Below are 14,074 nucleotides of genomic sequence, written 5' to 3'. Positions count from 1 at the left end.
GTTAGTTATTCCCGTTATTAGGATAGGCTCACTCTTTGTCTAAAAAGAGAAATGCAATTTATTGGTTTTAATGGAGGTGGAGATGGCAAAACTGGAGGTGTGCTGCTATAGCATCGAATGCGCAGTGACCGCGGAACAGGCAGGAGCCGATCGGGTTGAACTCTGTTCCGGGCTACGGGATGGCGGATTAACGCCGGGATACGGTCTATTGCGGGTTGCTCGTGAAAAAATAACTATTCCCGTTCATCCGATGGTCCGTCCTCGCGGCGGTGATTTTTGTTACAGTGAAACGGAATTCGCCGCGATTAAACACGATATTGCACTAATGAAGGATATGGGGTTTCCCGGCGTTGTCGTGGGTATTCTTGACGCGGAAGGACATATTGATTTACCACGGATGAAAGAAATAATGGCCCTGTCTCAAGGCATGGAGGTTACTTTTCATCGCGCATTTGATCTGTGCCTGAATCCGCATGTTGCGCTGCAACAGCTGACTGATTTGGGGATCGCCCGCATCCTGACATCCGGGCAACAGCAGACGGCAGAAAACGGATTAGCATTATTGCGTGAACTAACTCATGCCAGTTGCGGTCCAATCATTATGGCCGGATCCGGTGTGCGGTTAACCAATCTCCACAAGTTTCAGCAAAGCGGTATTCGGGAATTACACAGCTCCGCAGGGCTGTGGGCTCCATCAGTGATGCGGTATCGTAAAATTGGCGTTTCCATGTGCACGGATACCGATATTGATGAGTTCAACCAATATTGTGTCGATGGCGACGTGGTCGCGGCAATGAAGCGAGCGTTAAGTTCAGATCGCACGGCATCGTCGGTTTCATAAACATTTCAGGTTGAGCGACCTCAGCCTGCCAGAGCACCTTGCCGCGCAGCTTACCATCAGGTTTGCTTGCGAGTACCAAGCCCCGGCGTGTTGCCGGGGCTTTTTTTCTTTATATGCCGGGTGCGCACCGAACGATAATGGCGGGTCATTTTTCTGATGGATGACAAACGCTTTTGATTTTCAAAACGAAATTACCATTCTCATGTTTTATTTTTGCGCCACGGGCGCACCATTCGCTCGCGACCTGGAAAAATTCATCACTGCTAATGTCGAAAGCCAATTCAACTTTCTGATATCGCCCTGCGCTAAGGAGTTGCCGGGCCTCTTGCATATTCATCGCTTTTACGGTTTTCATTTTGGTGCCTTGCAGTATGGTTGCTTGTAATAAAATTGAAATAATTCAGATAATTATGTGCCATTCTTTTATCACGGAAATCATAGGATAGAAACCTATTATATGTGCCGCATCGCTCTGCCAAGATTATTGCCATTCTCATCTTCACGCGGAGAGGCCGCATTAGCGGTGTCGCCGTCCTGACGCATACCGGAAGTTTATACATGTCAAAGCATGAATTGATAACATTCTATTCATTATAGTTATAGGTAAGTTGCGGTGTTTGCAACAGAAAGAAAATGAAGATCGTTATTACCGATCCACCGGGTTGCGGTAACAGCACGCTCGTAAGCACGTTATATAAAGAACAGCTGTGCGAATATATTTCTCGCTGATATTCATAAAAACCATGTATAGGCACGCCATCTTCGTTAACGACTTGGCGGCGCGCATGGCTGTCGTAGGCTAAAATCTATACTATAGATCGTAGGATGGAGGCGAATATGCAAGATCTTCCCATTGAGCAAGCGTTCACGCTGATAGAACCGGGACCGGTCATCCTGGTTACGACCCACGATGGTCAGAAAGATAATGTGATGACCATCACCTGGACGATGGTTTTGGGGTTCTCGGCATCATTCGCCATTACGACCGGGCCGTGGAACTATTCATACGCCGCGCTTCAAACCTCAAAAGAGTGTGTGATTTCAATTCCCACGGTCGACATGATCGATACGGTTGTCGGTATTGGAACATGTTCAGGGAAAGACACCGATAAGTTTCGCAAGTTCGGGCTCACGCCAGTGCGCGGTCGGCATGTTAAAGCGCCGCTCATCAAAGAGAGCCTGGCAAATATCGAATGCCGGGTTGTCGACATCATCGACCAACATAGCATTATCGTGCTTGACGGTATTGCCGCGTATTACGACGATGCGCGAGCCGAGAAGAGAATGCTCCACGCCGTGGGCGATGGAACGTTCATCGTAGATGGGCAGCGGATTGACAGAAGGGAGATGATGCGCTCTAAGCTCCCGGACGTATTTTAGCGCTTCATCATGCTCCCCCTATTGATGACGGGGCTTATGCCCCGACATAACAGCCGCCGAGCGTGTTAAGGCTTACGTGCCACCAACACGGCGCGTGTCGGCGCAGGATAACCTTCAATGGTTTTATTCCGATCGTTCGGATCGAGGAAATCAGCCAGTGATTCGGTGATCATCCAGTCTGTTCTGCGTTGTTCATCCGGTGTGGTGGTGCAGATGTCCACCACCTGGATATCCACAAAACCGCATTTTTGCAGCCACTGCGTCAGCGCGGCGGGCGAGGGGATAAAGTAAACATTGCGCATCTGAGCGTAGCGTTCTCCCGGCACCAGCACCTGATTTTCATCCCCTTCTATGACCAGCGTTTCCAGCACCAACTCGCCACCGGACACCAGTTGGTTTTTCAACTGCCACAGATGGTCGAGCGGGGAACGACGGTGATACAACACGCCCATGGAAAAAACAGTGTCAAATGCGGCCAGATCGGGTAGTTGTTCGATGCCAAGGGGCAGAACGTGAGCGCGCTGATCGTCGCCCAGCAGTTTACGTACCGCTTCAAACTGACATAAGAATAGCTGCATGGGGTCGATGCCCACAGCCAGACGCGCGCCTTCTCCCGCCATCCGCCACAGGTGATAGCCGCTGCCGCAGCCGACATCGAGAATCAGGCGATCCCGCAGCGGACTGATATGGGGAAGCACGCGCTGCCATTTCCAGTCGGATCGCCATTCGGTGTTAATATTGACCCCGTAAAGGGAAAATGGACCTTTTCGCCACGGCATCAGGTTGCGCAGCAGCATTTCTATTCCTTCCCGCTGTCCGGCGGAAATGTCGGGCGTCATGCTGGCGGTTACGCCGTCAATCAGATCCAGATGGGTGGGCGTTAGGGTCGGCAGATGTTCCAGCGTGTTAAACCACAGTTTGAACTTGCCGTGCAGTGACTCCTGCTGCCAACTGCTCAACTGTGAGGGCAGCGTATTAAGCCAGTGGCTAAGGGGACTTTTAGCGATTAGCTGATAAAAGTTGCCGAAGTCGATCACGCCTGTTCCCCTGTTTTGATCGCTAATAATGAACCGAAATTAAAGCACTGGAACCAGAGTTCACCGTGCTCAAAACCCGCCAGTTTCAGCCGGTTTTTATGGGCGTCGACGGAATCCGTCAGCATGACGTTTTCCAGCATGCTGCGTTTCTGGCTTATTTCTAATTCGCTGTAGCCGTTTGCTCGTTTGAAGTCGAGATGCATATTGAACAGCAGGTCGCCCACTTCGGCATCGGCGAAGCTGAATTTCTCGGACAACACCAGCGCGCCGCCGGGCCTTAATCCCTGATAAATCCGGTTGATCAATAGCTGACGGTTTTCCGGCGCCAGAAACTGAAGGGTGAAATTCAGAACCACCATGGAGGTATTTTCGATTTCAACATCAAGGATATCGGCTTCAAGAATGTCGACCGGCGTGTCGGAGCGGAAGGCATCAATATGATTCCGGCAGCGTTTTACCATCGCCGGGGAGTTATCCACCGCGATGATTTTGCAGCCCGGTACGTGAATATTTCGACGCATCGACAGCGTGGCCGCGCCTAGCGAACAACCCAGATCGTAGATCTGGCTGTCTGGTTGCACAAAACGTTCCGCCAGCATGCCAATCATTGAAATAATGTTGGAATAGCCGGGAACCGATCGCTGAATCATATCGGGAAAGACTTCAGCAACGCGTTCGTCGAATGTCCAGTCGCCTAAGCTGGCGATAGGAGCGGAAAAAAGCATGTCGCGGTTTGGCATGACAAAAGTAATGGCTGAGATAAATAAATGAGGGAACGTATTCTAGCAGAATGGCGTAATAAAGCATGTATCGCCGTCATCTTTCAGATAGCGAGCGGGTCGGCTTGCGGCGATCGGAAATCAAATCGCTATTCTGTGCCCGGCGCGGTAGGGATAATCGTCGGTCTCTATTCTCTTGGCGCTATCACTTTCCGGGCGATCGCGTGGCTCCACGATCGGTCAGTACAAGGTAAATACCATTTCCCATGGAAGGTAATAGAGATTTGCCAGAGACATCAGGAGCAGTGAAATATAGGTTGCCGCCATGCCTGAACGTCTCCAGCGAAATTCACGCTGATGCAGCCCGTAGTAATGGAATAAACGCCCGACAATCAGCAAAATACCGCATAGGTGAATCATTGCCACGATCGCGCCGTTCATCTCCATCAACACTAATAGAATCGCGCCGATAGGAATATATTCCACTGCATTGCCGTGAACCCGGATAGCGGTTTGCAGTTCATAAAAGCCTCCGTCGCCGTAGGCTACACGGTACTGCATCCTGAGTTTAACAACGTCGACAGATAGCTTTATCAGCAACAATGCGCCAAGCACTACGTAGAGTGCGCTTACCATTATTTAACTCCATGATCTAACCGAAAACGGCTTGCGGAATAATAGCTTCCCGTAGCAAAACTGTCTCCTGGAAAGCCAATTTTTTTTATTGGAAATGAATGCGCTTACCGAATCTTTTATAAATAAAAGGACTAATGGATCATGAATCGATTATCGTTATCAACCGTTGCCAGTGATTGAGCGCATTGATTAAAACAGCGATGCCTGTTGCGGCCAGTCTGGCTGCGGCGGCATTGAGGGAATGATCGCGGTCAGCAACGGCCAGAGCTGTTGCGCCAGCGCGGGTGAACCGCCGTTATCGGGCGTGTGTATAAACAGAAACGGCTGAGCGGACGTCCACTGCGGCAGCTTGTTCAACCACGGTTGAAACCAGTGCAGATTTTCCTGCAGCTCTTCACTGCCGATAAAACGAATGATGGGCTGTGAAGCGGTTAAGACGGCATGCACCGGCAGACGCGGTTTTTTGCGCTGCGCGTCACGTATCGCCGGGCTGCTTGGGGCGGCGTGATGGACCGGCCGGCTATCAAGAATCGTGCGGTTAACGCCGCGTTGTTGCAATCCCTGGTTCAAGGCGCGTTCATCATCGCCCTTGGCGAAAAACTGCGGGTGGCGAACCTCAACGCCGTAGCTGAACTCTTGCGGCAACGCATCAAGGAAGCGCCACAGCGCCGGAAGCTGCGCCGGACCGAAGACGGCGGGCAGTTGCAGCCAGAGTTGTCCAAGACGCGGAGCCAACGGTTCCAGACACTGGAAGAAGTTGAGTACATCCTGCTCGCAGTTGTGTAACGCCGCCTGATGACTGATGGCGGACGGAAATTTAAAACAGAAGCGGAAATCATCCCCCGTCATATCACGCCAACGCAGCACCAGTTCCCGGTTGGGGAGGGCGTAAAAGGTGGTATTTCCCTCAACGCAGTTAAAATAGCGGGAATAGTCGGCCAGATCGTGCAATCCTAGACGGCTCCAGGCAGGATGTTGCCATTGCGGTAATCCGATATACATTATTCTGTTCCAGTAACAAATTAACGCTATATTAGCGATCATTTCATTAACCGATAATGGGAATTATCAAAAAGAGTGGGCGGACAACCTGCAGAGCGTTACCTTCACACTTATCGTCCGAGTGAATTTCCTTTATAATAGCCGCCTTTTTTCACCGGACAGTAATCCAGAAAAACCATGCCGTTCAGCAAAGAGACCACGGCTTTTCAGCGGCCAAGCGCTGCGAAAAGGGGTGAGTTGTGCGGCTGAGTAAAAGGACATAGCGATGCGTACTGAATATTGCGGACAGTTGAATTTGTCCCACGTGGGCCAGGAAGTGACATTGTGCGGTTGGGTTAACCGCCGGCGCGATCTGGGTGGTTTGATTTTCATCGACATGCGTGACCGTGAAGGCCTGGTTCAGGTATTTTTTGATCCGGATCGTCAAGATGTGCTGAAACAGGCGGCCGAGTTGCGCAACGAATTCTGCATTCAGCTTAAAGGCGTCGTACGTGCCCGCCCGGATAATCAGATCAACAAAGATATGGCCACCGGTGAAGTTGAAATTCTTGCCACGGCGCTGACGATTATCAACCGTGCGGAGCCGCTGCCGCTGGATTCGAATCAGACTAATACCGAAGAAGCGCGTCTTAAGTACCGTTATCTGGATCTGCGCCGTCCTGAGATGGCCCAGCGCCTGAAAACCCGCGCCCGCATCACCAGCTTTGTCCGCCGGTTTATGGACGATCACGGCTTTCTGGATATTGAAACGCCGATGTTGACCAAGGCGACGCCGGAAGGGGCGCGTGACTATCTGGTGCCAAGCCGGGTGCATAAGGGCAAATTTTACGCTTTACCGCAGTCGCCTCAGCTATTCAAACAGCTGCTGATGATGTCCGGTTTTGACCGCTATTATCAAATCGTCAAATGCTTCCGCGATGAAGATTTACGTGCCGACCGCCAGCCTGAGTTTACCCAGATCGATGTGGAAACCTCGTTCATGACCGCTCCGCAGGTGCGTGAAGTGATGGAAAAACTGGTGCGCGCGTTGTGGCTGGAAATTAAAAACGTCGATCTGGGGGATTTCCCGGTCATGACCTTCGCCGAAGCCATGCGCCGTTTCGGTTCGGACAAGCCGGATCTGCGCAATCCGCTGGAACTGGTGGATGTGGCCGACCTGGTCAAAGACGTTGAATTTAAGGTGTTCGCTGGTCCGGCAAATGATGCTAAAGGCCGTGTCGCGGTTATCCGTGTGCCGGGCGGCGCGCAGCTGAGTCGTAAACAGATCGACGAGTACGGCAAATTTATCGAAATTTATGGCGCGAAAGGGTTGGCCTATATCAAGGTCAATGAGCGCGCCAAAGGTCTTGAAGGCGTACAGAGTCCGGTAGCGAAGTTCCTCAGCGAGCCGGTGCTGACCGCGCTGTTGGAACGTACCGGCGCGGCTGATGGCGATATCCTGTTCTTTGGCGCGGACAGCGCCAAAGTGGTGACGGATGCGCTGGGCGCGCTGCGTCTGAAACTGGGCCGCGATCTGAACCTGACGAAAGAGAACAGTTGGCAGCCGCTGTGGGTTATTGATTTCCCGATGTTTGAAGACGATGGCGAAGGCGGCCTGGCTGCCATGCACCATCCGTTTACCGCACCGCGCGATATGACGCCTGGCGATCTGGCGGCGAACCCGGTATCCGCGATCGCCAACGCCTATGATATGGTGCTGAACGGCTATGAAGTCGGCGGCGGTTCGGTGCGTATTCATAACGGCGACATGCAGCAAACGGTGTTCGGTATTCTGGGAATCAATGAACACGAACAGCGTGAGAAGTTTGGCTTCCTGCTGGATGCGTTAAAATTCGGCACGCCGCCGCACGCCGGTTTGGCTTTCGGGCTGGATCGTCTGGTAATGCTGCTGACCGGTACCGATAATATTCGTGATGTCATCGCTTTCCCGAAAACCACGGCTGCCGCCTGTCTGATGACGGAAGCGCCAAGTTTTGCCAACCCGGCGGCGCTGGATGAACTTTCCATTGCGGTGGTGGGAAAAGCGAAAACGGCGCAAGACAGCCATTTCGAGAATCAGTGACATGACATACAAGCGACCCGTTTCGGTTCTGGTGGTGATTTATGCCCGTGATACCGGGCGGGTGCTGATGCTGCAACGGCGTGACGACCCTGACTTCTGGCAATCCGTCACCGGTAGCCTTGAAGAGGGGGAAAGTACCGCCTGCGCCGCACAGCGTGAAGTCAAAGAAGAGGTTAATATTGATATATCCGCCGAGGCATTATCACTCTTTGACTGCCAGCGCTGCATTGAGTTTGAGCTATTTGCTCATTTAAGACGTCGCTATGCGCCGGGGGTAACGCGTAACACCGAACATTGGTTCTGTCTGGCGTTGCCCGAAGAGCGCGAGGTGGTGATTACCGAACACCTTGCTTACCAGTGGCTGGATGCGCCAAGCGCGGCGCAGCTTACCAAGTCGTGGAGCAACCGGCAGGCGATTGAGGAATTCGTTATTTATCCGGCCTGAACAGGCTTTTTTCGGAGATTTTTATGGCAGGTCATAGTAAATGGGCCAACACAAAGCATCGTAAAGCAGCGCAGGACGCGAAGCGCGGTAAAATTTTCACCAAGATCATCCGCGAACTGGTTACCGCCGCCAGGCTGGGCGGGGGTGATCCGGGGGCTAACCCCCGCCTGCGTGCCGCCGTCGATAAAGCACTGTCCAACAATATGACGCGCGATACCCTGAACCGCGCCATCGCCCGCGGTGTCGGCGGCGATGACGACGCCAACATGGAAACCATCATTTATGAAGGCTACGGCCCTGGCGGCACTGCGGTGATGGTTGAATGTCTGAGCGACAACCGCAACCGCACCGTATCCGAGGTTCGTCATGCGTTCAGCAAGAGCGGCGGTAATCTGGGCACCGATGGCTCCGTCGCCTATCTGTTCAGTAAAAAGGGCGTGATTTCCTATGCGCCGGGTCTGGATGAAGATACGGTGATGGATGCGGCGCTGGAAGCCGGCGCGGACGACGTCGTGACTTATGACGACGGCGCGATTGACGTATACACGCCGTGGGAAACCTTTGGTGAAGTTAAAGATGCGTTGGATGCGTCAGGTTTGACGGCTGAATCCGCCGAAGTTTCCATGATCCCTTCAACCAAAGCGGATATGGACGCGGAAACGGCGCCGAAGTTGATGCGCCTGATCGATATGCTGGAAGATTGTGATGACGTACAGGAGGTTTACCACAACGGTGAGATCTCCGATGAGGTGGCGGCATTACTATAATTATGACGGCGCGGTGATGGGAAAGGCATACCTTTCTATCCGGCGAGCCGGGGGAGCATGGCGATGACCATTATACTCGGCATTGACCCCGGTTCGCGCGTAACGGGCTATGGCCTTGTTCGCCAACAGGGGCGTCAGATTTCATACCTCGGCAGCGGCTGTATCCGCACCGTGGTCGACGATTTACCCACGCGGCTCAAGCTGATTTATGCCGGAGTGAGTGAAATCATCACGCAGTTTCGTCCGGATTGTTTCGCCATTGAGCAAGTTTTTATGGCAAAGAATCCGGACTCGGCGCTAAAACTGGGACAGGCGCGCGGCGCGGCGATCGTTGCCGCGGTGAATCAGGAATTGCCGGTGTTTGAATATGCGGCCCGGCTGGTGAAACAGACCGTGGTGGGAACCGGGGCGGCTGATAAAAAACAGGTACAGCACATGGTTCGTTCCCTGCTCAAGTTATCCGCCAGTCCGCAGGCCGATGCCGCCGATGCGCTGGCCATTGCTATCACCCACTGCCATTCCAGTCAGAGCCTTATTCGAATTGGCGTTGAAAAGCGGCGGATTGCGCCAAGGCGGTTGCGTTGAAACTGGAGGCTGGATATTCATCCAGCCTTTTTTATGTTATAAGCTATAGCCATAATCTTTCAAGTTGCGGGCGTGTCGGCTGCCTGCCCACATCTTGAAATCTAGTGGGTATAAAATATTCTTTTTTGATAAAACGTAAAAGGAAGAGAACGTGATAGGTCGTCTCAGAGGCATTATCCTGGAAAAACAACCGCCGCAGGTGCTGATAGAAGCCAACGGCGTTGGCTATGAAGTCCACATGCCGATGACTTGCTTTTACGAACTCCCGGCGCTTTCTCAGGAAGCCGTCATCTTCACCCATTTTGTGGTGCGCGAAGACGCGCAACTGCTGTTCGGCTTTAATGACAAGCAGGAAAGGGCGCTGTTTCGTGAGCTGATAAAAGTTAATGGCGTCGGGCCTAAACTGGCGCTGGCCATTCTTTCCGGGATGTCCGCGGCGCAGTTTGTCAGTGCGGTTGAGCGGGAAGAGATTAGCGCGCTGATTAAGCTGCCCGGCGTGGGTAAGAAAACGGCTGAGCGGCTGGTGGTGGAAATGAAGGATCGCTTTAAAGGGTTAAGCGGCGATCTGTTTAATTCGTCAAGCGATGTTCCGGCGGCGCCGTCCTCTTCCAGCGAAAATGAAGCTGGCGACCCAGAGGTTGAAGCCGCTTCTGCGCTAATTTCCCTGGGCTATAAGCCTCAGGAGGCCAGCCGGTTAATCGCCAAGGTTATTCGTCCGGATTCAGACTGCGAAACCCTGATCAGGGACGCGCTACGCGCCGCGTTGTGAGGTATTCATGATTGAAGCAGATCGCTTGATTTCCGCAGAGGCTATCCCCGAAGAGGAGTTTATTGATCGCGCCATTCGTCCGAAACTGTTGGCGGAGTATGTCGGTCAGCCCCAGGTGTGCGAGCAGATGGCAATCTTCATTCAGGCGGCGCGCAATCGTGGCGATGCCTTGGATCATCTGTTGATTTTCGGTCCTCCGGGATTGGGGAAAACCACATTGGCAAACATTGTCGCCAATGAAATGGGCGTAAATTTACGCACCACTTCAGGACCGATATTGGAAAAAGCGGGGGATTTGGCCGCGTTGCTGACCAACCTGGAGCCGCATGATGTCCTGTTTATTGATGAAATCCATCGTCTGTCTCCTGTTGTTGAAGAAGTTCTGTATCCGGCGATGGAAGATTATCAACTGGATATCATGATAGGCGAGGGGCCGGCCGCCCGTTCAATTAAACTCGATCTGCCTCCGTTCACGCTTATCGGCGCGACCACGCGCGCGGGTTCGCTGACGTCGCCGCTGCGCGACCGTTTTGGTATTGTCCAGCGGCTAGAGTTTTATAAAGTCGCCGATCTGCAACACATTGTCAGCCGCAGCGCGCAGTGTATGGGGTTGGATCTTACGTCGGACGGCGCGCTGGAAGTGGCGCGGCGCTCGCGTGGTACGCCGCGTATCGCTAACCGGTTGCTGCGTCGCGTGCGCGACTTCTCGGAAGTCAAATCTGAGGGGGCGATCACCGCCGAGGTGGCGACGCTGGCGTTGGATATGCTGGCCGTAGACACCGAAGGTTTTGATTATATGGATCGGAAACTGCTGCTGGCGATTATCGATAAGTTCATGGGCGGCCCGGTAGGCCTGGATAATCTGGCGGCGGCGATTGGTGAAGAACGGGAAACTATTGAGGATGTGATTGAACCCTTTCTGATTCAGCAAGGGTTTATTCAGCGAACCCCGCGGGGAAGAATGGTGACGCAGCATGCGTATCGCCATTTTGGGCTAACGCGCGAGGAGTAATCCTCTGCACCACGCGGGTTCAGCGCGTTGGCAAAGAAGCCTTCGTCGTTGCGAGTCTAACCCCGTTATTCCTGCTATCAATGCACTCCCTGAAAGCAGATCCCCGCCTACGCGGGGATGATCAGGATGAGCTTGTTCGCTCAGCGGTCTCAGCCTGCTCTACGCGGGCTGTTTCCTGATTAAACTGGCGATAAACAGCAGCGACGCACAGAGCACAACGGACGGTCCGGCCGGTGTGTTGTAACTGGCGGAAAAGGCCAGGCCGCCGGTAATGGCAATCATTCCAACCCCTATCGCAATGCCGGCCATCTGTTCCGGCGTGCGGGCAAAACGGCGGGCGCTGGCGGCGGGAATAATCAATAACGAGGTGATGATGAGCGCCCCGACAAACTTCATGGAGATACCAATTGTCAGCGCGGTGATCAACATCAGGAGCAGTTTGCTACGCTGTAAGTTCACGCCGTCAACATGCGCCAGTTCAGGACTGATCGTCATGGATAATAACGCTCGCCACTGCCAGCTCAGCACCGCGACCACCACTGCGACGCCACTGCCGATAATCCATAGATCGTCTGTGGTGACGGAAAGCAAATCACCGAACAGATAAGCCATTAAATCCACACGAACGTTATCCATTAAACTTACCACGACCAATCCAAGCGATAGCGCGCTATGCGCCATGATCCCCAGCAGGGTATCAATCGCCAGATAAGGCCGCCGCTCCAGCCAGACAAGTCCTAGCGCCAGCAGCAGCGTAACGGCAATGACGGCGCCAAAAAGATTGATGTCCAGCAATAGGCCGAAAGCGACCCCCAGCAAAGACGCATGCGCCAGCGTATCTCCGAAGTAGGACATTCGTCGCCAAACAACAAACGACCCCAGCGGGCCTGCGGCAATCGCCAAAAAAATCCCTGCCAGCCAGCCGGGAAACAAAAGCTCAATCATGCGTCGTTTCCACCTTGTCTTTTCAGAATGATACGTCCGTTTAAATCGTGACGATGATTATGATGATGGCGATAGACCGCCAACTGTTCGGCGCCGCGATGGCCGAACATGGCTAAGAATTCGGGGTGCAGGGAGACCACTTCGGGCGTTCCTGAACAGCAGACATGCTGATTGAGACACAACACTTCATCGGTTTTCGCCATCACCAGGTGAAGATCGTGGGAAACCATCAATACGCCGCAATTAAACTCCTGACGGAGCTGGTTGATGAGATCATAAAGCGCGAGCTGGCCGTTGACGTCCACGCCTTGTGTCGGTTCATCCAATACCAGCAACTGTGGATGGTTCAACAACGCCCGGGCCAGAAGAACGCGTTGATTTTCGCCGCCGGACAGTTTCTGCATTGGCTGTTGCAGTAGATGCGCGGCTTGAACGCGCTTCAGCGCGGGGAGAATATCCTGTTGTTTAACGCCGGGACGCAGGCGCATAAAACGGCTGACGGTTAACGGCAGCGTGGCATCCAGATGCAGCTTCTGCGGGACGTAGCCTATACGTAACCCCGGCGTTTTTTGCAGCGCGCCGGAACTGGGCGGCAGCAGGCCCAGGACGACGCGCACCAGCGTTGACTTACCCGCGCCATTAGGTCCAAGAAGCGTAAGAATACGTCCTGCCTGTAACGTTAACGAGACATCCGATAGCACCTTTCTGCTGCCGAATGATACTGAAATATTATTAAGTGATACCAATGTGGACATAGAATTCGATTTGCAGAGATTCTGTAATGTTATAATATAACAAACTACACATTAAAATCGATGGGATAACATGCGATGCAGAAGCATATTCAGCAAAAAAAATGGTTAAAAAGTGTGTTTGTTACCAGCGCACTGATGGCTTCCGGTGCGTCAATTAACGCCGCCGCCGACGTCGTGACATCTATCCGTCCTCTGGGGTTCATCGCCTCCGCGATAACGGAAGGGATCACGCCAACGGAAGTGCTATTACCCAGCGGGGCTTCGCCCCATGATTATGCCTTGCGTCCGTCCGATGTCCAGCGTTTACAGTCTGCCGAACTGGTCATTTGGGTAGGGCCGGAAATGGAAGCCTTTTTAGGGAAGCCATTGTCGCAGATTGCACCGGCAAAACAAATCACGTTAGCAGAATTACCGGCAATAAAGGCGGAATTGATAAAAGAAGCTAAGGATCATCACGATCATGACGATAACGATCATGATGAGCATCATAATGATTCCCACGATAACGAACATCATCATGATGGCCAACATACGGATGAGCATAGCCATGGCGCCGCTGCAGAACCAGCGGAAGAGGGCGATGGACACCATCACGGCGAGTACAATATGCACATTTGGCTCTCTCCGGAGATGTCAAAACAGGCTGCAATTGCTATTCATGCAAAATTATTGGAACTTATGCCTCAAAATAAGGACAAACTAGACGCGAATCTGCTTTATTTCACAGATAAAATCGCGCAGACAGACAAAAAAATTGCTAACATGCTAGCGCCTGTGCGGGATAAGGGTTATTTCGTGTTTCATGATGCCTATGGCTACTTTGAGCAACGCTATGGTTTAAGTCCATTAGGCTACTTTACGATTAACCCGGCGATTCAACCCGGAGCACAGCGCTTACATCAGATTCGAACACAGTTGGTTGAGCACAAAGCCGTATGCGTTTTTGCTGAACCACAATTCAGGCCAGCCGTTATTAATGCTGTCGCCAAGGGAACTGTCGTGCGCTTAGGCGTGCTGGATCCATTGGGAAGCGATATCGCACTGGGTAAAGACAGTTATGTGAATTTCCTGTCACAACTGTCCGGCCAGTATCTGAGCTGCCTGGAGGAAAAATCATGA

At 52.7% G+C, this 14,074-nt stretch carries 16 protein-coding genes; 9 read left to right on the top strand and 7 right to left on the bottom strand.

Annotated features, from left to right (window positions below; genetic code table 11):
- Positions 1–82 precede the first annotated feature (82 nt).
- A complete protein-coding gene (cutC, locus tag ACN28R_RS09060; protein WP_048639156.1) occupies positions 83–841 on the top strand; it encodes a copper homeostasis protein CutC in 759 nt (252 codons plus the stop codon).
- Between the two features lie 145 nt (positions 842–986).
- On the opposite strand, the gene ACN28R_RS09055 is transcribed toward cutC, so the two are convergent.
- Positions 987–1,196, bottom strand: coding sequence for a hypothetical protein (locus ACN28R_RS09055; protein WP_048639155.1), 210 nt, complete (start codon positions 1,194–1,196; stop codon positions 987–989).
- A gap of 482 nt (positions 1,197–1,678) precedes the next feature.
- Here ACN28R_RS09055 and ACN28R_RS09050 point away from each other — a divergent pair, with 482 nt between their 5' ends.
- Positions 1,679–2,221 (top strand): flavin reductase family protein, encoded by a 543-nt coding sequence (locus tag ACN28R_RS09050; protein WP_048639969.1) that lies wholly within the window; start codon positions 1,679–1,681, stop codon positions 2,219–2,221.
- Between the two features lie 65 nt (positions 2,222–2,286).
- On the opposite strand, the gene cmoB is transcribed toward ACN28R_RS09050, so the two are convergent.
- The 4 genes from cmoB to ACN28R_RS09030 form a co-directional block, all read right to left on the bottom strand.
- The gene (gene cmoB / locus ACN28R_RS09045) at positions 2,287–3,258 is read right to left on the bottom strand and encodes a tRNA 5-methoxyuridine(34)/uridine 5-oxyacetic acid(34) synthase CmoB (protein WP_095834200.1); all 972 of its coding nucleotides are present in this window, start codon (positions 3,256–3,258) and stop codon (positions 2,287–2,289) included.
- Positions 3,255–3,998 carry a carboxy-S-adenosyl-L-methionine synthase CmoA gene (gene cmoA / locus ACN28R_RS09040; RefSeq protein WP_095834199.1) on the bottom strand — a complete coding sequence of 248 codons (744 nt, stop codon included), beginning with the start codon at positions 3,996–3,998 and terminating at the stop codon, positions 3,255–3,257. Before cmoA ends, cmoB begins: the two co-directional genes overlap by 4 nt.
- Before the next feature lie 219 nt (positions 3,999–4,217).
- Entirely contained in the window at positions 4,218–4,613 is a 396-nt protein-coding gene (locus tag ACN28R_RS09035) for an MAPEG family protein (RefSeq protein ID WP_048639152.1), read from the bottom strand.
- A gap of 189 nt (positions 4,614–4,802) precedes the next feature.
- Entirely contained in the window at positions 4,803–5,615 is an 813-nt protein-coding gene (locus ACN28R_RS09030) for a DUF72 domain-containing protein (RefSeq protein WP_048639151.1), read from the bottom strand.
- Positions 5,616–5,880: 265 nt separating this feature from the next.
- On the opposite strand from ACN28R_RS09030, the gene aspS reads away from it, so the two are divergent.
- The 6 genes from aspS to ruvB all read left to right on the top strand — a co-directional run bounded on the left by aspS (position 5,881) and on the right by ruvB (position 11,255).
- Positions 5,881–7,677 (top strand): aspartate--tRNA ligase, encoded by a 1,797-nt coding sequence (aspS, locus tag ACN28R_RS09025; protein ID WP_095834198.1) that lies wholly within the window; start codon positions 5,881–5,883, stop codon positions 7,675–7,677.
- The gene (gene nudB, locus ACN28R_RS09020) at positions 7,670–8,122 is read left to right on the top strand and encodes a dihydroneopterin triphosphate diphosphatase (RefSeq protein WP_183092051.1); all 453 of its coding nucleotides are present in this window, start codon (positions 7,670–7,672) and stop codon (positions 8,120–8,122) included. Before aspS ends, nudB begins: the two co-directional genes overlap by 8 nt.
- 23 nt (positions 8,123–8,145) lie before the next feature.
- The gene (locus tag ACN28R_RS09015; protein WP_048639148.1) at positions 8,146–8,889 is read left to right on the top strand and encodes a YebC/PmpR family DNA-binding transcriptional regulator; all 744 of its coding nucleotides are present in this window, start codon (positions 8,146–8,148) and stop codon (positions 8,887–8,889) included.
- 63 nt (positions 8,890–8,952) lie between these two features.
- On the top strand, positions 8,953–9,474 hold the full coding sequence (gene ruvC, locus ACN28R_RS09010) for a crossover junction endodeoxyribonuclease RuvC (RefSeq protein WP_048639968.1): 522 nt from the start codon (positions 8,953–8,955) through the stop codon (positions 9,472–9,474).
- A gap of 151 nt (positions 9,475–9,625) precedes the next feature.
- A complete protein-coding gene (gene ruvA / locus ACN28R_RS09005) occupies positions 9,626–10,243 on the top strand; it encodes a Holliday junction branch migration protein RuvA (protein WP_048639147.1) in 618 nt (205 codons plus the stop codon).
- Between the two features lie 7 nt (positions 10,244–10,250).
- Entirely contained in the window at positions 10,251–11,255 is a 1,005-nt protein-coding gene (gene ruvB, locus ACN28R_RS09000) for a Holliday junction branch migration DNA helicase RuvB (protein ID WP_095834197.1), read from the top strand.
- Between the two features lie 159 nt (positions 11,256–11,414).
- Here the strand turns inward: ruvB and znuB are convergent, their stop codons facing one another.
- The gene (gene znuB / locus ACN28R_RS08995) at positions 11,415–12,200 is read right to left on the bottom strand and encodes a zinc ABC transporter permease subunit ZnuB (RefSeq protein ID WP_048639145.1); all 786 of its coding nucleotides are present in this window, start codon (positions 12,198–12,200) and stop codon (positions 11,415–11,417) included.
- Positions 12,197–12,955, bottom strand: a complete 759-nt coding sequence (gene znuC, locus ACN28R_RS08990) for a zinc ABC transporter ATP-binding protein ZnuC (protein WP_048639144.1) — start codon at positions 12,953–12,955, stop codon at positions 12,197–12,199. The genes znuB and znuC overlap by 4 nt, the downstream gene beginning before the upstream one ends.
- Positions 12,956–13,030: 75 nt before the next feature.
- On the opposite strand from znuC, the gene znuA reads away from it, so the two are divergent.
- Positions 13,031–14,074, top strand: a complete 1,044-nt coding sequence (znuA, locus tag ACN28R_RS08985; RefSeq protein WP_048639143.1) for a zinc ABC transporter substrate-binding protein ZnuA — start codon at positions 13,031–13,033, stop codon at positions 14,072–14,074.

Origin of the sequence: Brenneria goodwinii, assembly GCF_002291445.1 — a bacterium.
Taxonomy (GTDB): domain Bacteria; phylum Pseudomonadota; class Gammaproteobacteria; order Enterobacterales; family Enterobacteriaceae; genus Brenneria; species Brenneria goodwinii.
This window is presented reverse-complemented; position numbering and strand designations above follow the sequence as displayed.